Below are 19520 nucleotides of genomic sequence, written 5' to 3'. Positions count from 1 at the left end.
GCACTATAATGGACAATCTGAAACGTCCCAGCAGCCCGAAACGCCGGTATTTAATACACTGCCGATGATGGGTAAAGCCAGCCCGGTAAGCCTGGGAGTACCTTCTGAAGCGACCGCAAACAATGGTCAACAGCAGCAGGTACAGGAGCAGCGTCGTCGCATTAATGCAATGTTGCAGGATTACGAACTGCAACGCCGACTCCACTCTGAACAGCTTCAGTTTGAGCAGGCGCAAACCCAGCAAGCCGCTGTACAGGTGCCAGGAATTCAAACTTTAGGAACGCAATCGCAGTAATGAAGCAACTTTGGTTTGCCATGTCATTAGTGACAGGTAGCCTGTTATTCTCTGCTAACGCCTCGGCCACTCCCGCGTCCGGGGCGTTATTACAGCAGATGAACCTGGCCAGTCAGTCACTGAATTACGAGCTGTCATTCATCAGCATCAATAAACAGGGTGTTGAGTCTCTGCGTTATCGACATGCACGCCTCGATAACCGTCCTCTTGCACAATTGTTGCAAATGGATGGCCCGCGCCGGGAAGTGGTACAGCGCGGCAATGAAATCAGCTATTTTGAACCGGGACTTGAACCGTTCACGCTTAATGGCGATTACATTGTTGATTCTCTGCCATCGCTTATCTATACCGATTTCAAACGCCTTTCTCCTTACTACGACTTTATCTCCGTCGGGCGCACGCGTATTGCTGATCGTCTTTGCGAAGTCATTCGCGTGGTTGCCCGAGATGGTACACGCTACAGCTACATCGTGTGGATGGACACCGAATCGAAATTACCGATGCGGGTTGATCTCCTTGATCGCGATGGTGAAACGCTGGAACAATTTCGCGTGATTGCTTTTAACGTCAATCAGGATATCAGCAGCAGTATGCAGACGCTGGCGAAGGCAAATTTGCCGCCGTTGCTTTCTGTTCCTGTAGGTGAAAAAGCTAAATTCAGCTGGACGCCAACCTGGTTGCCACAGGGTTTTAGCGAAGTTTCCAGTAGTCGACGTCCGCTACCGACGATGGACAACATGCCTATCGAATCACGTCTCTATTCCGACGGATTATTCAGCTTCTCGGTAAACGTTAACCGCGCTACGCCATCGAGCACCGATCAGATGTTGCGCACCGGACGCAGAACCGTCAGTACAAGCGTACGTGATAACGCCGAAATCACCATTGTCGGTGAACTGCCGCCGCAAACGGCGAAACGCATTGCCGAGAATATTAAGTTCGGGGCAGCGCAATGATCAAAGAGTGGGCTACCGTCGTCTCCTGGCAAAACGGGCAGGCGCTGGTCAGTTGTGATGTTAAAGCTTCATGCAGCAGCTGCGCTTCACGCGCCGGTTGCGGTAGCCGCGTGTTAAATAAACTTGGCCCGCAAACCACGCATACCATTGTCGTACCCTGTGATGAGCCGTTAGTGCCGGGGCAAAAAGTGGAATTGGGGATCGCCGAAGGCAGCCTGCTTAGCTCCGCATTACTGGTTTATATGTCGCCGCTGGTGGGATTATTCCTCATCGCTTCGCTATTTCAGCTACTCTTTGCTTCTGACGTCGCAGCATTATGTGGTGCGGTCCTCGGCGGTATTGGCGGGTTCCTGATTGCGCGCGGCTACTCGCGTAAGTTTGCTGCCCGGGCAGAATGGCAACCGATCATCTTAAGCGTGGCATTGCCGCCTGGCCTTGTGCGATTTGAAACATCTTCGGAAGACGCGAGCCAGTGATTTCACTGGCTTTGTTGCATTTTGCATAACAAATGCGAGGACGTTTCCAGATACCACAATCCATACGGTATGAACATTTCCTCGCCTCAATGTTGTAGTGTAGAATGCGGCGTTTCTATTAATACAGACGTTAAGCTCAGAACAGCGACTTCTAAAAGCCTGGTTAACCGGGCATTAAGGCACAATAATCATACTTTATGAAGAATATACGTAACTTTTCGATCATAGCTCACATTGACCACGGTAAATCGACGCTGTCTGACCGTATTATCCAGATCTGCGGTGGCCTGTCTGACCGTGAAATGGAGGCGCAGGTTCTCGATTCCATGGATCTTGAGCGTGAGCGTGGCATAACCATCAAAGCGCAAAGCGTGACGCTGGACTACAAAGCGTCTGACGGCGAAACCTATCAGCTGAACTTTATCGACACCCCGGGCCACGTTGACTTCTCCTATGAAGTTTCCCGTTCGCTGTCTGCCTGTGAAGGTGCATTGCTGGTGGTCGACGCCGGGCAGGGCGTAGAAGCGCAAACCTTGGCAAACTGCTACACCGCCATGGAAATGGATCTCGAAGTGGTGCCGGTACTGAACAAGATTGACCTGCCGGCAGCCGATCCTGAACGCGTGGCGGAAGAAATTGAAGATATCGTCGGCATCGACGCCACCGACGCGGTGCGCTGTTCAGCGAAAACCGGCGTTGGCGTGCAGGACGTTCTCGAACGTCTGGTGCGCGACATTCCGCCGCCGGAAGGCGATCCGGAAGGCCCGTTGCAGGCACTAATTATCGACTCATGGTTCGACAACTACCTGGGCGTTGTTTCACTTATCCGTATTAAAAACGGCACCCTGCGTAAGGGCGACAAAGTGAAAGTCATGAGTACCGGGCAGACCTATAACGCCGACCGTCTGGGCATCTTCACGCCGAAACAGGTTGACCGCACTGAACTGAAATGTGGCGAAGTAGGCTGGCTGGTATGTGCGATTAAAGATATCCACGGCGCTCCAGTCGGCGATACCTTAACGCTGGCGCGTAATCCGGCAGAAAAGGCGCTGCCTGGCTTTAAGAAAGTCAAACCGCAGGTATACGCCGGTCTGTTCCCGGTAAGTTCCGACGACTATGAAGCCTTCCGTGACGCGCTGGGTAAACTCAGCCTGAACGATGCTTCACTGTTCTATGAGCCGGAAAGCTCCAGCGCGCTGGGCTTTGGTTTCCGCTGCGGCTTCCTCGGCCTGCTGCACATGGAGATCATCCAGGAACGTCTGGAACGTGAATACGATCTGGATCTGATCACCACTGCGCCGACCGTAGTGTATGAAGTTGAAACCACGTCAAGAGAAGTTATTTACGTCGACAGTCCATCCAAGCTGCCAGCGGTAAATAACATCTACGAACTGCGCGAGCCGATTGCCGAATGTCACATGCTGCTGCCGCAGGCATATCTCGGCAACGTTATTACGCTGTGCGTAGAAAAACGCGGCGTGCAGACCAATATGGTTTACCACGGTAATCAGGTGGCGCTGACGTACGAGATCCCGATGGCGGAAGTGGTGCTCGACTTCTTCGATCGCCTGAAATCTACCTCGCGTGGTTATGCGTCTCTGGATTACAACTTCAAACGCTTCCAGGCGTCCGACATGGTACGTGTAGACGTATTAATCAACGGTGAACGTGTTGATGCGTTGGCGCTGATCACCCACCGTGATAATTCGCAAAACCGCGGTCGCGAGTTGGTGGAGAAGATGAAAGATCTGATCCCACGCCAGCAGTTTGATATCGCCATTCAGGCAGCGATTGGTACGCACATTATTGCGCGATCCACCGTGAAACAGCTGCGTAAAAACGTACTGGCTAAATGTTATGGCGGCGATATCAGCCGTAAGAAAAAGCTGCTGCAGAAGCAGAAAGAAGGTAAGAAACGCATGAAGCAGATCGGTAACGTCGAGCTGCCGCAGGAAGCGTTCCTCGCCATTCTGCACGTCGGCAAAGACAACAAATAACCCTTAGGAGTTGGCATGGCGAATATGTTTGCCCTGATTCTGGTGATTGCCACACTGGTGACGGGCATTTTATGGTGCGTGGATAAATTCTTTTTCGCACCTAAACGGCGGGAACGTCAGGCAGCGGCGCAGGCGGCTGCCGGTGACTCACTGGATAAAGCAACGTTGAAAAAGGTTGCGCCGAAGCCTGGCTGGCTGGAAACCGGTGCTTCTGTTTTTCCGGTACTGGCTATCGTATTGATTGTGCGTTCGTTTATTTATGAACCGTTCCAGATCCCGTCAGGTTCGATGATGCCGACTCTGTTAATCGGTGATTTTATTCTGGTAGAAAAGTTTGCTTATGGCATTAAAGATCCTATCTACCAGAAAACGCTGATCGAAACCGGTCATCCGAAACGCGGAGATATCGTGGTCTTTAAATATCCGGAAGATCCAAAGCTTGATTACATCAAGCGCGCGGTGGGTTTACCGGGCGATAAAGTTACTTATGATCCGGTCTCGAAAGAGCTGACGATTCAACCGGGATGCAGTTCCGGCCAGGCGTGTGAAAACGCGCTGCCGGTCACCTACTCAAACGTGGAACCGAGCGATTTCGTTCAGACCTTCTCACGCCGTAATGGTGGGGAAGCGACCAGCGGATTCTTTGAAGTGCCGAAAAACGAAACCAAAGAAAATGGAATTCGTCTTTCCGAGCGTAAAGAGACACTGGGTGATGTGACGCACCGAATTCTGACAGTGCCGATTGCGCAGGATCAGGTGGGGATGTATTACCAGCAGCCAGGGCAACAACTGGCAACCTGGATTGTTCCTCCGGGACAATACTTCATGATGGGCGACAACCGCGACAACAGCGCGGACAGCCGTTATTGGGGGTTTGTGCCTGAAGCGAATCTGGTCGGTCGGGCAACGGCTATCTGGATGAGCTTCGATAAGCAAGAAGGCGAATGGCCGACTGGTGTGCGCTTAAGTCGCATTGGCGGCATCCATTAATAGCTCATCTTCGTTCACGTTGTCGCCGTTATGGCGACAACGTGAATTATTTATGAGATAAATCTCCCGTGGCTAACGACATCCCCCGTCGTTGTGTATAGAATATTCCCCGAAGTTTAAGGTTGGCACCTCCAGGTTGCCACGGCACACGAAACAGCGTTGGTCCCCATATACCGGTAAACTGAAACTGCAGCGAAGCAGTTAGCAGAGCCATGTATATCAGGTCTGTTTCGTGTGCTGAATTGTTGACGCATTTATTTATTGGTATCGCATGAACCCCATCGTAATTAATCGGCTTCAACGGAAGCTGGGCTACACTTTTAATCATCAGGAACTGTTGCAGCAGGCATTAACTCATCGTAGTGCCAGCAGTAAACATAACGAGCGTTTAGAATTTTTAGGCGACTCTATTCTGAGCTACGTTATCGCCAATGCGCTTTATCACCGTTTCCCTCGTGTGGATGAAGGCGATATGAGCCGGATGCGCGCCACGCTGGTCCGTGGCAATACGCTGGCGGAACTGGCGCGCGAATTTGAGTTAGGCGAGTGCTTACGTTTAGGGCCAGGTGAACTTAAAAGCGGTGGATTTCGTCGTGAGTCAATTCTCGCCGACACCGTCGAAGCATTAATTGGTGGCGTATTCCTCGACAGTGATATTCAAACCGTCGAGAAATTAATCCTCAACTGGTATCAAACTCGTTTGGACGAAATTAGCCCAGGCGATAAACAAAAAGATCCGAAAACGCGCTTGCAAGAATATTTGCAGGGTCGCCATCTGCCGCTGCCGACTTATCTGGTAGTCCAGGTACGTGGCGAAGCGCACGATCAGGAATTTACTATCCACTGCCAGGTCAGCGGCCTGAGTGAACCGGTGGTTGGCACAGGTTCAAGCCGTCGTAAGGCTGAGCAGGCTGCCGCCGAACAGGCGTTGAAAAAACTGGAGCTGGAATGAGCATCGATAAAAGTTACTGCGGATTTATTGCCATCGTCGGACGTCCGAACGTTGGCAAATCCACATTGTTGAACAAACTGCTGGGGCAGAAGATCTCCATCACCTCCCGCAAAGCGCAAACAACTCGTCACCGCATTGTGGGGATCCATACTGAAGGCGCGTATCAGGCGATCTACGTTGATACCCCTGGCCTGCATATGGAAGAAAAACGCGCTATTAACCGCCTGATGAACAAAGCGGCGAGCAGCTCTATTGGCGACGTTGAGCTGGTGATTTTTGTCGTTGAAGGCACCCGCTGGACGCCGGACGACGAAATGGTGCTCAACAAACTGCGCGATGGCAAAGCGCCGGTGATCCTCGCGGTGAACAAAGTGGATAACGTGCAGGAAAAAGCCGATCTGCTGCCGCACTTACAGTTCCTGGCAAGTCAGATGAACTTCCTCGATATCGTGCCGATCTCTGCTGAAACCGGGCTGAATGTCGACACTATCGCAGCAATCGTGCGTAAGCACCTCCCTGAAGCGACCCATCACTTCCCGGAAGATTACATCACCGATCGCTCACAGCGTTTTATGGCGTCTGAAATCATCCGCGAAAAACTGATGCGTTTCCTCGGCGCTGAACTGCCGTACTCCGTGACCGTGGAGATCGAACGTTTCGTCTCTAACGAACGCGGTGGTTATGACATCAATGGTTTGATTCTCGTTGAGCGTGAAGGGCAGAAGAAGATGGTTATTGGCAACAAAGGGGCCAAGATCAAAACCATCGGGATTGAAGCGCGTAAAGACATGCAGGAAATGTTCGAAGCGCCTGTCCACCTTGAACTGTGGGTAAAAGTGAAATCCGGTTGGGCCGACGACGAACGCGCACTGCGCAGTCTCGGTTACGTTGACGATCTTTAAGAGTCACTCCGATGGAAGGCTGGCAGCGCGCATTTGTCCTGCATAGTCGCCCGTGGAGCGAAACCAGCCTGATGCTGGACGTCTTCACGGAGGAATCGGGTCGCGTGCGTCTGGTTGCCAAAGGCGCACGCTCTAAACGCTCTACTCTGAAAGGTGCATTACAGCCTTTCACCCCTCTCTTGCTACGTTTCGGCGGGCGTGGCGAAGTCAAAACGCTGCGCAGTGCTGAAGCTGTCTCGCTGGCGCTGCCATTAAGCGGTATCACGCTTTACAGCGGTCTGTACATCAACGAACTTCTCTCCCGCGTACTGGAATACGAGACGCGCTTCTCTGAACTCTTTTTCGATTACTTGCACTGCATTCAGTCTCTTGCAGGTGCCACTGGTACGCCAGAACCCGCGCTGCGCCGCTTTGAATTGGCACTGCTCGGGCATCTGGGCTATGGCGTCAATTTTACCCATTGTGCGGGTAGCGGCGAGCCGGTAGATGACACCATGACGTATCGTTATCGCGAAGAAAAAGGGTTTATCGCAAGCGTCGTTATCGACAATAAAACGTTCACCGGAAGGCAGTTAAAAGCGTTAAACGCGCGGGAATTTCCTGACGCAGACACACTACGCGCCGCGAAACGCTTTACCCGCATGGCGCTTAAGCCGTATCTTGGCGGTAAACCATTAAAGAGCAGGGAACTGTTCCGGCAGTTTATGCCTAAGCGAACGGTGAAAACACATTATGAATGATGAGGATTGTCATGGCTGAATTACTGTTAGGCGTCAACATTGACCATATTGCAACGCTGCGTAACGCACGCGGTACTGCTTACCCGGATCCGGTGCAGGCGGCGTTTATTGCTGAGCAGGCGGGAGCGGACGGCATTACCGTGCATTTACGTGAAGATCGCCGCCACATTACTGACCGTGATGTGCGCATCCTGCGTCAGACGCTGGATACCCGCATGAATCTGGAGATGGCGGTGACCGAAGAGATGCTGGCGATCGCCGTTGAGACGAAGCCACATTTTTGCTGTCTGGTACCGGAAAAGCGTCAGGAAGTAACAACCGAAGGCGGCCTGGACGTCGCAGGGCAGCGTGACAAAATGCGCGATGCCTGCAAACGTCTGGCAGATGCCGGGATCCAGGTTTCTCTCTTTATCGACGCCGATGAAGAGCAGATCAAAGCTGCGGCAGAGGTTGGCGCACCGTTTATCGAGATCCACACCGGTTGCTATGCTGATGCCAAAACTGACGCCGAACAGGCGCAAGAGCTGGCGCGTATCGCCAAAGCCGCGACCTTTGCCGCTAGTCTCGGTCTGAAAGTTAACGCTGGTCACGGTCTGACCTATCACAACGTGAAAGCTATTGCCGCCATCCCTGAGATGCATGAACTGAATATCGGTCATGCCATTATTGGTCGTGCAGTGATGACCGGACTGAAAGATGCGGTGGCAGAAATGAAGCGTCTGATGCTGGAAGCGCGTGGCTAATGGCAATATTAGGTTTAGGCACGGATATCGTAGAGATCGCTCGCATAGAAGCAGTGATCGCCCGATCCGGTGAGCGCCTGGCACGCCGCGTATTAAGCGATAACGAATGGGCAATCTGGAAAACGCACCACCAGCCGGTGCGTTTTCTGGCGAAGCGTTTTGCTGTGAAAGAAGCCGCAGCAAAAGCGTTTGGCACCGGGATCCGCAATGGTCTGGCGTTTAATCAATTTGAAGTATTCAATGATGAGCTCGGCAAACCACGGCTACGGCTATGGGGTGAGGCATTAAAACTGGCGGAAAAGCTCGGCGTTGTAAATATGCATGTAACGCTGGCAGATGAACGCCACTATGCTTGTGCCACGGTAATTATTGAAAGTTAAAATAATACCGTTCTCTTTAAAAAGTAAAACCCCCGAACTGGTAAGGAACGGGGGTTTTACTTTTTAACTTTAATTTTGTGCAGCATGCACCCTCAACAACAGCGATTATGGATCAGTGTACTTATCTTTTACAAGCAACTTGCAATCTTTAGCATAAAAACTCGAGCCTTTACGAAGAAAGCAATATTGATGGAAAGATTAACGTGACCGCCAATTCGTAAGTACATTAAAATTGGCTTCGTTATTGAAGATTTTGCTGTGCTTTACACCATGCCACAGAATTCCCCCATTGAAACGAGTGGTGTCGTCAAAGCTCTGGTGTGGAGTGCAGCATGCACCCTCAATAACTCGCACGTTCAGTTTTGGGGAGATGTAAGGGCTAATCTGAACGGCTGCATTCCTTGTTTAAGGAAAAACGAATGACTGATTGCCGATACCTGATTAAACGGGTCATCAAAATCATCATTGCTGTTTTACAGCTGATCCTTCTGTTCTTATAACACAAGGAAACGTACTTAAGGTGCGTCCGGTGAACCAATCGGACGCGCCTTTAATAACTATAAATAAGTGTCTTGGCAGATACTATATAAATTAACTTAGTGAATGATTATGCTAATGTCATCAATTAAATAAATATAATGGCGTTAAGGCTTCCCAGTAATATAATTAATACTCTACTTCCAGAGTAGAATATTAAATTTTATCCGCGTGGTGCATCAGCACAAATTTATCCCACAACTGTTCTTCTGTCTCGACATGCGCCGGATCTTTCACAATAGTATTGGGGATCGGGCACACCTTCTGGCAGGTTGGTGTCTCGTAGTGCCCTACGCATTCGGTACACTTATCGCTGTTAATCTCGTAGATATGATCTCCCATTGAAATCGCCTCATTCGGGCATTCGGGTTCACACATATCACAATTGATGCATTTTTTAGTGATTAACAACGCCATAAGGAAACTCTCAAAACAACACAAACCGGGCGGGCATTATACGCGCATTCTTTACTCAGACCAGTTTTTTCACCAGCGCTTCACTATGACGAATACGTTCTGGTGCCAGTTCCAGATCCTGCTGAATCAGCGCAATGAACAGCAAATCCGTTAACATTCCCTGAGCGTGACAAGCAGAGATTGAAGCGCTGTTTGTCGCTTGTTCTTCGGCAATGGTATACAGGCAATGAGAAGCACGCTGTTGCAGGGCATTCGGAGTAAAGCCGGTAATCGCCAGCACTTTTCCGCCCACTCGCAGCATCTCATCTGCCGCCAGGTTTAACTCGCGTCGTACACCGGTGTAGGAAATGGCTAATAACAGATCGTCAGGGGACGACGCCTGTACTGTTGCGAGTAGCGCATGCATATCGCGCACTGCGGCAGCATTGAAGCCAATCTTCATCAGCTTCCAGGCAAAGTTTTGCGCCACCAGACCCGAAGCGCCAATACCGGTCAGAATTATCCGCCGCGCAGAGCGCAACATTGTTACGCATTCATGCAGTTTCTCTTCACTATTAACGTTTAGCGTTGCGTACATAGCGGCAGTATTTTCTTTAATCAGTTTTTCGCCGACCAGCCGTAACGGATCATCACCGCGGATTTGGTTATGAATGGGCACGGAGGGCGATTCCGGCTGGCTTGCCAGCGCTTCACTCAACGCCAACTTAAGCGCCGGAAAACCTTTATAGCCGAGTTTTTGCGCGAACTTCACGACGCTGGACTGACTGACTCCGGCTTCGTTGGCCAGTTGCTGAGAGCTTAAATGGCGCGCCGTATCAGGTTGTAGCAGCAGATAATCCGCCAGTTTTTTATCACTCTGGGCAAGCCCCTGGTAACGCTGACGGATACGAAGTAAGCCGTTCATATCTTTCCTCGCGATGAAATAGTGGCGACAACAGGCAATATGAGAGACACGCGAGTGAATTTTATATTCCATTGCCGCTAATTGCCATGAATTAAAAATTCCAGTTAGCCATGATGCGGTCGATTGTTGCCGGAAAAGTGATGATCTATCTATTAGGCTATGTAGTAGCGAAAATTAATCAGGATGTTTCAGTCCAGAGGAGTATGGTTTGGCAACTCACGAGCGTCGTGTGGTGTTTTTTGACTTAGATGGAACATTGCATCAGCAGGATATGTTCGGCAGTTTTCTGCGCTATTTACTGCGTCGCCAACCGCTGAATGCGTTACTTGTCCTGCCGTTGTTACCGATTATAGTCATTGCGTTATTGATAAAAGGTCGTGCGGCACGCTGGCCGATGAGTCTGCTTCTGTGGGGGTGCACTTTTGGTCACAGCGAAGCACGTTTACAGACGTTGCAGGCCGATTTCGTGCGCTGGTTTCGCGACAATGTTACCGCCTTTCCGCTGGTTCAGGAGCGATTAACCACCTACCTGTTAAGTTCCGATGCTGATATCTGGTTGATTACCGGCTCTCCGCAGCCGCTGGTTGAAGCGGTTTATTTCGATACGCCCTGGCTGCCGCGGGTTAATCTTATCGCCAGCCAAATTCAGCGTGGCTATGGTGGTTGGGTATTGACGATGCGTTGTCTGGGACATGAAAAGGTCGCACAACTGGAGCGCAAAATCGGCACTCCGCTGCGGCTGTACAGTGGCTATAGCGACAGTAATCAGGACAATCCGCTGCTTTATTTCTGTCAGCATCGTTGGCGAGTAACCCCGCGCGGTGAACTCCAGCAACTGGAATAGAGTAAAGCATAGCGTCCGTGTATAATGCGCCGCGCTTTTATAACCGGAGTTTTCTTTTTGTCTGAAGTCGAATTTAGCCACGAATACTGGATGCGTCACGCGCTGACGCTGGCGAAACGTGCCTGGGATGAGCGGGAAGTGCCGGTCGGCGCGGTATTAGTGCATAACAATCGGGTAATCGGCGAAGGCTGGAACCGCCCGATTGGTCGCCATGATCCCACCGCACATGCAGAAATCATGGCCCTGCGGCAGGGTGGTCTGGTGATGCAAAATTATCGTCTGATCGACGCCACGTTGTATGTCACGCTTGAACCATGTGTAATGTGTGCCGGAGCGATGATCCACAGTCGCATTGGTCGCGTGGTCTTTGGTGCGCGTGACGCGAAAACTGGCGCTGCGGGATCTTTAATGGATGTGCTGCATCATCCGGGTATGAATCACCGAGTGGAAATTACGGAAGGAATACTGGCGGATGAGTGCGCGGCGTTGCTCAGTGACTTCTTTCGCATGCGCCGCCAGGAAATTAAAGCGCAGAAAAAAGCGCAATCCTCGACGGATTAATTTTGTTTCTCTTCACTCCCTTTCCTGGAAAACAGCAGAGAGGGAGAATGGGTCAAATAGTTTGATGACGACTGGGAAAGAAACGAGAGAAAAGGAAATTTCTCTTTGCCCAACTCCGTAGGCGATACCGCCGGATAATCCTGCGCCAGTTGCATCGCCGCTTCTGTAGCCTGCTTCTCTTTCTCTTGCAGATAACCCACCAGGCTAATCTGATACTTACGAATATTTTCGACATAAGCGTAGGCTTCATGTCCACGAGCGTAGCCGTAAGTCAGCTTGCTGTAATAGGGTTTCTGGCTAAGTAAAGGCAGACGCTGTTTTACGTCAGCCCAACTGTCAGGATTCCCTTTGGTTTTTGCCGTCAGGGCGCGGGCATCCAGCATATGCGCATAGCCCATATTGTACGCAGCGAGGGCAAACCAGATCCGCTCGTTCTCCGGCACACTTTCCGGCACTTTACTCATCATATCCTGCAAATAACGCACGCCACCGCTGATGCTCTGTTCGGCATCGGTACGATCCGTAATGCCGAGGCTTTGCGCGGTATTTTTGGTTAACATCATCATGCCGCGCACACCCGTCGGTGAAGTGGCCTGTGCATCCCAGTGCGATTCCTGATAAGCAATAGCGGCCAGCAAACGCCAGTCAATTTCTTCGGCGTATTTCTCAAACAGGGGCTTTAACTGCGGCAGTACCGCATCGACGGCGCGTAAAAATGTGCGCGTATCGACGTAATCAAAATCATCGCCATGCCCCAGGTATTTCTCTTCAATGCGTGCCAGCGTACCGTCTTCATTCATTTCGTTGAAGAAGTCGAGCAGGGCGGCGGAAAGGGTATTATCGCCATCTAACGGGCTAAACCAAGTCACCGGTTGTTCATCGGTGATATCGAGCGCTACGGCGAGCTCCGGGTGAACGCGCTGAAACAGGCTGATGGCGACAGAATCAGCAATGGTGTAATCGAGTTTTCCTTCGATGACATCTTCCATTAATTCCGCAGAGCCTTTTTTGTCGTCTACCTTCCAGCTTAATTCCGGGAATTTTGTTTCTTTCAGGGTCTGGAGATCGTTAACCACCACATGACCCGGTGCAACGGTGAGTTGCTCCGCCGTCAGGTTGCCCAGCGTACGTGGGCGATACTGACCCACTTTATAAACCAGTTGTTGTGACACGGAATAATAGGTAGGGCCAGGCTGATAATTTTTTACCCGCTCACTGTTATAGACCAGTCCTGCCGCCAGCAGGTCGGCGTTACCATTATCAAGGTCGTCAAACAGCTGGCTGATATTCTGCCGCACGGTCACTTTCAGTTTTACGCCGAGGTAATCGGCAAACTGTTTCGCCAGTTCGTAATCCAGGCCAAAAGGTTTCCCGTTGATTTCGTTATAAGTCAGGGGAGTATGAATGGTGCTCACACGCAACTCTCCCCGCGCTTGAATGGCGGCGATACGGTTGTCGGCTTTACCAAACCAGGGAATGGATGGCCAGAGAGCGACCGCGAGCAGCAGTGCCAGAATGCCGATGAACAGATAATTAATCTTTAATTTTTTCAATTAGTTAATTCTCTGTGTCGTGCGCGTCCCAGCTTGAAAAAACGTAATAATAGTGAAAGGTTTACTCATAAATGAGCGGCATTTTGCGTAAACCTGCGCCAGATGGCAACTTATTACAGCCATTGGCGGCACGCGTTGCTAATTCACGATGGTGATTTTATTTCCACGCAAACGGTTTCGTCAGCGCATCAGATTCTTTATAATGACGCCCGTTTCCCCCCCTTGGGTACACCGAAAGCTTAGAAGACGAGAGACTTATGATGGAAATTCTGCGTGGTTCGCCTGCACTGTCGGCATTCCGAATCAACAAACTGCTGGCACGTTTTCAGGCTGCCAGGCTCCCGGTTCACAATATTTACGCCGAGTATGTCCATTTTGCTGACCTCAATGCGCCGTTAAACGATGATGAGCACGCACAACTTGAACGCCTGCTGAAATATGGCCCGGCACTCGCCAGCCACGCCCCGCAAGGCAAACTCCTGCTGGTGACCCCGCGTCCTGGCACCATCTCTCCCTGGTCTTCGAAAGCGACCGATATTGCCCATAACTGCGGGCTACAACAGGTAAACCGCCTTGAGCGCGGCGTTGCTTACTATATAGAAGCCGGTACGCTGACCAATGAACAATGGCAGCAGGTTACCGCTGAACTGCACGACCGCATGATGGAAACGGTCTTTTTTGCTTTAGATGATGCAGAGCAGCTGTTTGCACACCATCAACCGACTCCGGTCACCAGCGTTGATTTGCTGGGGCAGGGCCGTCAGGCGCTAATCGACGCTAACCTGCGTCTTGGCCTGGCACTGGCGGAAGATGAAATTGACTATCTGCAGGATGCTTTCACAAAGCTTGGTCGTAACCCGAACGACATCGAGCTGTATATGTTCGCCCAGGCGAACTCCGAGCACTGCCGCCACAAGATTTTTAACGCCGATTGGGTTATCGACGGTGAGCAACAGCCGAAATCGCTGTTTAAGATGATCAAAAACACCTTCGAAACCACGCCAGATTACGTTCTCTCTGCTTATAAAGATAACGCCGCCGTAATGGAAGGTTCTGAAGTGGGCCGCTACTTTGCTGACCACGAAACGGGCCGCTACGATTTCCATCAGGAACCGGCGCATATTCTGATGAAAGTCGAAACTCACAACCACCCGACGGCGATTTCTCCGTGGCCGGGCGCGGCGACCGGTTCCGGCGGTGAAATCCGCGATGAAGGTGCCACCGGGCGCGGCGCGAAGCCGAAAGCGGGTTTGGTTGGTTTCTCCGTTTCCAACCTGCGAATTCCTGGCTTCGAACAGCCGTGGGAAGAAGATTTCGGTAAGCCTGAGCGCATTGTCACCGCGCTGGACATCATGACCGAAGGCCCGCTGGGCGGCGCGGCGTTTAACAACGAATTTGGTCGTCCGGCACTGAATGGCTACTTCCGTACTTATGAAGAAAAAGTGAACAGCCACAACGGCGAAGAGCTGCGCGGTTATCACAAACCGATCATGCTGGCGGGCGGGATCGGCAACATTCGCGCCGATCACGTACAAAAAGGCGAGATCAACGTCGGTGCGAAGCTGGTCGTTCTCGGCGGCCCGGCAATGAACATCGGTCTTGGCGGCGGAGCGGCGTCTTCCATGGCGTCAGGTCAGTCTGATGCCGACCTCGACTTTGCTTCCGTACAGCGCGACAACCCGGAGATGGAGCGTCGTTGCCAGGAAGTGATCGACCGTTGCTGGCAGCTTGGTGATGCTAACCCAATTCTGTTTATCCACGACGTCGGTGCGGGCGGTCTTTCTAACGCGATGCCGGAGCTGGTGAGCGACGGCGGACGCGGCGGTAAATTTGAACTGCGCGATATTCTAAGCGACGAACCGGGCATGAGCCCGCTGGAAATCTGGTGTAACGAATCCCAGGAACGCTACGTGCTGGCGGTTGCTGCCGATCAATTACCGCTGTTTGACGAACTGTGTAAGCGTGAGCGCGCACCCTACGCGGTGATTGGTGAAGCGACCGAAGAACTGCATCTTTCTCTGCACGATCGTCATTTTGATAATCAGCCGATCGATCTGCCGCTGGACGTCCTGCTTGGTAAAACGCCGAAGATGACCCGCGATGTACAAACGCTGAAAGCGAAGGGCGATGCGCTGGTCCGTGAAGGGATCACCATTGCAGACGCGGTGAAACGCGTACTGCATCTGCCGACCGTGGCGGAGAAAACTTTCCTGGTGACCATCGGTGACCGCAGCGTAACTGGCATGGTAGCGCGCGATCAGATGGTGGGTCCGTGGCAGGTGCCGGTCGCTAACTGCGCGGTCACTACCGCCAGCCTCGACAGCTACTACGGTGAAGCGATGGCGATTGGCGAGCGTGCGCCGGTTGCGCTGCTGGATTTCGCCGCCTCTGCCCGTCTGGCGGTCGGTGAAGCGTTAACCAATATTGCCGCAACACAGATTGGCGATATCAAACGCATTAAACTTTCCGCCAACTGGATGGCGGCGGCAGGCCACCCTGGTGAAGATGCGGGCCTGTATGAAGCCGTTAAAGCCGTGGGCGAAGAGCTTTGTCCGGCGCTGGGCCTGACGATCCCGGTGGGTAAAGACTCTATGTCGATGAAAACCCGCTGGCAGGAAGGTAACGAAGAGCGCGAAATGACGTCGCCGCTGTCGCTGGTGATTTCTGCATTTGCCCGCGTGGAAGATGTACGTCACACCATCACGCCGCAGCTTTCTACCGAAGATAACGCACTGCTGCTGATTGATTTGGGCAAAGGCAATAACGCGCTGGGCGCAACGGCGCTGGCGCAGGTTTATCGTCAGCTTGGCGACAAACCGGCAGATGTACGCGATGTCGCGCAACTGAAAGGCTTCTATGACTCGATTCAGGCGCTGGTTGCACAGCGTAAGCTGCTCGCATACCACGACCGCTCTGATGGCGGCCTGCTGGTAACGCTGGCGGAAATGGCCTTTGCTGGTCATTGCGGCATTAACGCGGATATTGCCTCTCTGGGCGACGATCGCCTGGCGGCGTTGTTTAACGAAGAACTGGGTGCGGTGATTCAGGTTCGTGCCGCTGACCGTGAAGCGGTCGAGTCCGTACTGGCACAGCATGGGCTTGCTGATTGTGTCCATTATGTAGGGCAGGCGGTTTCCGGTGACCGTTTTGTGATTACCGCCAACGGGCAGACTGTATTCAGCGAAAGCCGCACCACGTTGCGTGTCTGGTGGGCAGAAACTACCTGGCAGATGCAGCGCCTGCGTGACAACCCGGAGTGTGCTGACCAGGAGCACCAGGCGAAATCAAACGACGCCGATCCGGGCCTGAATGTGAAACTGTCGTTCGATATCAACGAAGATGTGGCAGCACCGTATATTGCCACTGGCGCACGTCCGAAAGTTGCTGTGCTGCGTGAGCAGGGCGTGAACTCGCATGTTGAAATGGCGGCAGCTTTCCACCGTGCAGGCTTCGATGCAATCGATGTGCATATGAGTGACCTGCTGACTGGACGCACGGGCCTGGAAGATTTCCACGCCCTGGTCGCGTGCGGTGGTTTCTCCTACGGTGATGTGCTGGGTGCCGGTGAAGGTTGGGCGAAGTCAATCCTGTTCAATGACCGTGTACGCGATGAGTTTGCAACCTTCTTCCACCGTCCGCAAACGCTGGCGCTGGGGGTATGTAACGGTTGCCAGATGATGTCTAACCTGCGCGAACTGATCCCAGGTAGTGAGTTGTGGCCACGTTTTGTGCGCAATACCTCCGATCGCTTTGAAGCGCGTTTCAGCCTGGTTGAAGTGACCCAAAGCCCGTCGCTGCTGTTGCAGGGGATGGTGGGCTCGCAAATGCCGATTGCTGTCTCTCATGGTGAAGGGCGCGTGGAAGTGCGTGATGCGGCGCATCTGGCGGCACTGGAAAGCAAAGGGCTGGTGGCACTGCGCTATGTCGATAACTTCGGCAAAGTCACTGAAACCTACCCGGCTAACCCGAACGGTTCACCGAACGGTATTACGTCGATTACGACTGAAAGTGGTCGAGTCACCATTATGATGCCGCACCCGGAACGTGTTTTCCGTACTGTCAGCAACTCCTGGCATCCGGAAAACTGGGGCGAGGATGGCCCATGGATGCGCATTTTCCGCAATGCGCGTAAGCAGTTGGGGTAAGTCATCAGTTCATTGGTTTTGCAGCCCGGATGCGGCATTTACGCCGCATCCGGCATTAAGCACCAACCACTATCATAAGCTCCCAACTCCGGGAGCTTTTTTGTGTCTGTAAATCACGACAATGGGTGGTTTACCGTGTCGCTTTCTGGCGACACTTAACTCATTGATTTTAATATTATCTAATAAGTTTATCTTAAGTTGTCTCTTTTTAGCGACACAGTGGCTGATTTACATTCAAATAACGGAGAAGCCATAAACCCCTCAAAGCGACGTATAATCAGTACGTTACCAAACTATTTTCTTTATTGGCACAGTTACTGCATAATAGTAAGCAGTGGCTCATTCACCGACTTATGTCAGCCCCTTCGGGACGTGCTACATAAAATTCGAATGACGCACAACAAGGTGCCTGCCGTCCAACTTCTGATATCAGCGTAGCTATATCAACCATCGGGCGAAACGTCGAGTTAGGCACCGCCTTATTCCATAACAAAGCCGGGTAATTCCCGGCTTTGTTGTATCTGAACTTCCCCTCGGTTAGCATCAGGCTATTCGCGTCTGACGAGAGTAACACCTTGAAACGCTGGCCTGTTTTTCCCCGCTCATTACGACAACTGGTAATGCTGGCATTTTTGCTAATTCTACTACCCCTGTTGGTGCTGGCATGGCAAGCCTGGCAAAGCCTGAATGCGCTTAGCGATCAGGCGGCGCTGGTTAACCGCACTACGCTTATTGATGCCCGGCGTAGTGAAGCGATGACCAACGCGGCGCTGGAGATGGAGCGTAGCTACCGTCAGTATTGCGTGCTGGACGATCCTACGCTTGCGAAGGTTTATCAAAGCCAGCGCAAGCGTTACAGCGAAATGCTCGATGCCCACGCAGGCGTACTGCCAGACGATAAACTTTACCAGGCATTGCGTCAGGATTTGAACAATCTGGCCCAACTTCAGTGTAACAACAGTGGTCCCGATGCTGCCGCCGCCGCGCGTCTTGAAGCCTTTGCCAGTGCCAATACCGAAATGGTGCAGGCCACGCGCACAGTGGTGTTCTCTCGTGGGCAGCAACTTCAGCGTGAAATCGCCGAACGTGGGCAATATTTTGGTTGGCAATCGCTGGTGCTATTTCTGGTGAGTCTGGTGATGGTGCTACTTTTCACGCGGATGATTATCGGGCCGGTGAAAAATATCGAGCGCATGATCAACCGTCTGGGGGAAGGGCGTTCTCTGGGCAATAGCGTTTCGTTCAGTGGACCGAGCGAGTTACGCTCGGTTGGGCAACGTATTCTTTGGTTAAGTGAGCGCCTGTCATGGCTGGAATCCCAACGCCATCAATTTTTAAGACATTTATCTCATGAATTAAAAACGCCACTGGCGAGTATGCGCGAGGGCACTGAATTACTGGCTGACCAGGTTGTCGGGCCGCTTACGCCAGAGCAAAAAGAGGTGGTGAGCATTCTTGATAGCAGCAGCCGCAATTTGCAAAAACTGATCGAACAACTGCTTGATTACAACCGTAAACAGGCGGACAGTGCGGTGGAACTGGAGAATGTTGAATTAGCACCGCTGGTGGAGACAGTGGTTTCTGCTCATAGCCTGCCCGCACGGGCTAAAATGATGCATACCGACGTCGATCTCAAAGCAACAGCTTGCCTGGCGGAGCCAATGCTGCTGATGAGCGTACTGGATAATCTTTACTCCAATGCGGTGCACTACGGGGCTGAATCCGGTAACATTTGCCTTCGCAGCAGCTTACATGGTGCACGGGTTTATATTGATGTCATCAATACAGGCACACCCATTCCGCAAGAGGAACGCGCCATGATCTTCGAACCCTTTTTTCAAGGAAGCCACCAGCGAAAAGGGGCGGTGAAGGGCAGCGGTCTGGGATTAAGCATTGCCAGGGATTGTATTCGCCGTATGCAAGGGGAACTGTATCTGGTCGACGAGAGCGGGCAAGACGTTTGTTTCCGCATTGAATTGCCGTCGTCGAAAAACACGAAATAATGCTAACAGCCTATCCCATCAGGCTATTTTATTTGCCAGTTCGGCCCCGGGCAGTGCTCGAAATCCTCACGTACGACGTGTACGCTCCGGTTTCTCCGCGCTGTCCATGTCCAAACTGCCTGCAA

18 protein-coding genes are annotated in these 19520 nt (G+C 52.1%); 15 read left to right on the top strand and 3 right to left on the bottom strand.

Annotated features, from left to right (window positions below):
* From QZF50_RS10550 to shoB, 11 genes are all read left to right on the top strand, one after another.
* A partial coding sequence (locus QZF50_RS10550) for an anti sigma-E factor RseA C-terminal domain-containing protein (RefSeq protein WP_290388869.1) occupies positions 1 to 295 on the top strand: 295 nt, incomplete at its 5' end.
* Positions 295 to 1251, top strand: a complete 957-nt coding sequence (rseB, locus tag QZF50_RS10545) for a sigma-E factor regulatory protein RseB (RefSeq protein ID WP_000812053.1) — start codon at positions 295 to 297, stop codon at positions 1249 to 1251. The genes QZF50_RS10550 and rseB, both read left to right, overlap by 1 nt.
* Positions 1248 to 1727 (top strand): SoxR-reducing system protein RseC, encoded by a 480-nt coding sequence (gene rseC, locus QZF50_RS10540; RefSeq protein ID WP_000589070.1) that lies wholly within the window; start codon positions 1248 to 1250, stop codon positions 1725 to 1727. Before rseB ends, rseC begins: the two co-directional genes overlap by 4 nt.
* Before the next feature lie 197 nt (positions 1728 to 1924).
* Entirely contained in the window at positions 1925 to 3724 is a 1800-nt protein-coding gene (gene lepA, locus QZF50_RS10535; protein ID WP_061892472.1) for a translation elongation factor 4, read from the top strand.
* Positions 3725 to 3739: 15 nt separating this feature from the next.
* On the top strand, positions 3740 to 4714 hold the full coding sequence (lepB, locus tag QZF50_RS10530; protein ID WP_000002542.1) for a signal peptidase I: 975 nt from the start codon (positions 3740 to 3742) through the stop codon (positions 4712 to 4714).
* A gap of 271 nt (positions 4715 to 4985) precedes the next feature.
* Complete coding sequence (gene rnc / locus QZF50_RS10525; RefSeq protein WP_001068343.1) at positions 4986 to 5666, top strand: ribonuclease III; 681 nt, start codon at positions 4986 to 4988, stop codon at positions 5664 to 5666.
* Complete coding sequence (gene era, locus QZF50_RS10520) at positions 5663 to 6568, top strand: GTPase Era (RefSeq protein ID WP_000020737.1); 906 nt, start codon at positions 5663 to 5665, stop codon at positions 6566 to 6568. Before rnc ends, era begins: the two co-directional genes overlap by 4 nt.
* 11 nt (positions 6569 to 6579) lie before the next feature.
* Positions 6580 to 7308 carry a DNA repair protein RecO gene (gene recO / locus QZF50_RS10515; protein WP_000399393.1) on the top strand — a complete coding sequence of 243 codons (729 nt, stop codon included), beginning with the start codon at positions 6580 to 6582 and terminating at the stop codon, positions 7306 to 7308.
* 11 nt (positions 7309 to 7319) lie between these two features.
* Entirely contained in the window at positions 7320 to 8051 is a 732-nt protein-coding gene (gene pdxJ, locus QZF50_RS10510; protein ID WP_001297412.1) for a pyridoxine 5'-phosphate synthase, read from the top strand.
* Complete coding sequence (gene acpS / locus QZF50_RS10505; RefSeq protein ID WP_000986029.1) at positions 8051 to 8431, top strand: holo-ACP synthase; 381 nt, start codon at positions 8051 to 8053, stop codon at positions 8429 to 8431. Before pdxJ ends, acpS begins: the two co-directional genes overlap by 1 nt.
* A gap of 419 nt (positions 8432 to 8850) precedes the next feature.
* On the top strand, positions 8851 to 8931 hold the full coding sequence (gene shoB / locus QZF50_RS10500; RefSeq protein WP_000128776.1) for a type I toxin-antitoxin system toxin ShoB: 81 nt from the start codon (positions 8851 to 8853) through the stop codon (positions 8929 to 8931).
* Positions 8932 to 9124: 193 nt separating this feature from the next.
* Here shoB and yfhL read toward each other — a convergent pair whose 3' ends face one another.
* Both yfhL and QZF50_RS10490 read right to left on the bottom strand, forming a co-directional pair.
* On the bottom strand, positions 9125 to 9385 hold the full coding sequence (gene yfhL, locus QZF50_RS10495; protein WP_001196283.1) for a 4Fe-4S dicluster ferredoxin YfhL: 261 nt from the start codon (positions 9383 to 9385) through the stop codon (positions 9125 to 9127).
* 55 nt (positions 9386 to 9440) lie between these two features.
* Positions 9441 to 10289 carry a MurR/RpiR family transcriptional regulator gene (locus QZF50_RS10490; RefSeq protein ID WP_001013779.1) on the bottom strand — a complete coding sequence of 283 codons (849 nt, stop codon included), beginning with the start codon at positions 10287 to 10289 and terminating at the stop codon, positions 9441 to 9443.
* A gap of 208 nt (positions 10290 to 10497) precedes the next feature.
* Between QZF50_RS10490 and yfhb the strand changes: the two genes are divergently transcribed.
* Together yfhb and tadA are read left to right on the top strand one after the other, a co-directional pair.
* Complete coding sequence (gene yfhb, locus QZF50_RS10485; RefSeq protein ID WP_000190658.1) at positions 10498 to 11133, top strand: phosphatidylglycerophosphatase C; 636 nt, start codon at positions 10498 to 10500, stop codon at positions 11131 to 11133.
* A gap of 57 nt (positions 11134 to 11190) precedes the next feature.
* The gene (gene tadA / locus QZF50_RS10480) at positions 11191 to 11694 is read left to right on the top strand and encodes a tRNA adenosine(34) deaminase TadA (RefSeq protein ID WP_001297409.1); all 504 of its coding nucleotides are present in this window, start codon (positions 11191 to 11193) and stop codon (positions 11692 to 11694) included.
* Here the strand turns inward: tadA and mltF are convergent.
* Positions 11691 to 13247, bottom strand: coding sequence for a membrane-bound lytic murein transglycosylase MltF (gene mltF, locus QZF50_RS10475; protein WP_000734212.1), 1557 nt, complete (start codon positions 13245 to 13247; stop codon positions 11691 to 11693). The genes tadA and mltF overlap by 4 nt on opposite strands.
* Positions 13248 to 13504: 257 nt before the next feature.
* Between mltF and purL the strand changes: the two genes are divergently transcribed.
* Together purL and qseE are read left to right on the top strand one after the other, a co-directional pair.
* On the top strand, positions 13505 to 17392 hold the full coding sequence (gene purL / locus QZF50_RS10470) for a phosphoribosylformylglycinamidine synthase (RefSeq protein ID WP_001447407.1): 3888 nt from the start codon (positions 13505 to 13507) through the stop codon (positions 17390 to 17392).
* A 575-nt stretch (positions 17393 to 17967) separates the two neighbouring features.
* Positions 17968 to 19395 carry a two component system sensor histidine kinase QseE/GlrK gene (gene qseE, locus QZF50_RS10465; protein ID WP_001297612.1) on the top strand — a complete coding sequence of 476 codons (1428 nt, stop codon included), beginning with the start codon at positions 17968 to 17970 and terminating at the stop codon, positions 19393 to 19395.
* The last annotated feature ends 125 nt before the right edge of the window (positions 19396 to 19520 follow it).

Origin of the sequence: uncultured Escherichia sp., assembly GCF_948475835.1 — a bacterium.
Taxonomy (GTDB): Bacteria; Pseudomonadota; Gammaproteobacteria; order Enterobacterales; family Enterobacteriaceae; genus ECMA0423.
This window is presented reverse-complemented; position numbering and strand designations above follow the sequence as displayed.

Excerpts from the sequence above, each read along its gene's own strand:
- rseB (WP_000812053.1), top strand. The coding sequence starts at position 295 with ATGAAGCAACTTTGGTTTGCCATGTCATTAGTGACAGGTAGCCTGTTA.
- rseC (WP_000589070.1), top strand. The coding sequence starts at position 1,248 with ATGATCAAAGAGTGGGCTACCGTCGTCTCCTGGCAAAACGGGCAGGCG.
- lepA (WP_061892472.1), top strand. The coding sequence starts at position 1,925 with ATGAAGAATATACGTAACTTTTCGATCATAGCTCACATTGACCACGGT.
- lepB (WP_000002542.1), top strand. The coding sequence starts at position 3,740 with ATGGCGAATATGTTTGCCCTGATTCTGGTGATTGCCACACTGGTGACG.
- rnc (WP_001068343.1), top strand. The coding sequence starts at position 4,986 with ATGAACCCCATCGTAATTAATCGGCTTCAACGGAAGCTGGGCTACACT.
- era (WP_000020737.1), top strand. The coding sequence starts at position 5,663 with ATGAGCATCGATAAAAGTTACTGCGGATTTATTGCCATCGTCGGACGT.
- recO (WP_000399393.1), top strand. The coding sequence starts at position 6,580 with ATGGAAGGCTGGCAGCGCGCATTTGTCCTGCATAGTCGCCCGTGGAGC.
- pdxJ (WP_001297412.1), top strand. The coding sequence starts at position 7,320 with ATGGCTGAATTACTGTTAGGCGTCAACATTGACCATATTGCAACGCTG.
- acpS (WP_000986029.1), top strand. The coding sequence starts at position 8,051 with ATGGCAATATTAGGTTTAGGCACGGATATCGTAGAGATCGCTCGCATA.
- shoB (WP_000128776.1), top strand. The coding sequence starts at position 8,851 with ATGACTGATTGCCGATACCTGATTAAACGGGTCATCAAAATCATCATT.
- yfhL (WP_001196283.1), bottom strand. The coding sequence starts at position 9,385 with ATGGCGTTGTTAATCACTAAAAAATGCATCAATTGTGATATGTGTGAA.
- QZF50_RS10490 (WP_001013779.1), bottom strand. The coding sequence starts at position 10,289 with ATGAACGGCTTACTTCGTATCCGTCAGCGTTACCAGGGGCTTGCCCAG.
- purL (WP_001447407.1), top strand. The coding sequence starts at position 13,505 with ATGATGGAAATTCTGCGTGGTTCGCCTGCACTGTCGGCATTCCGAATC.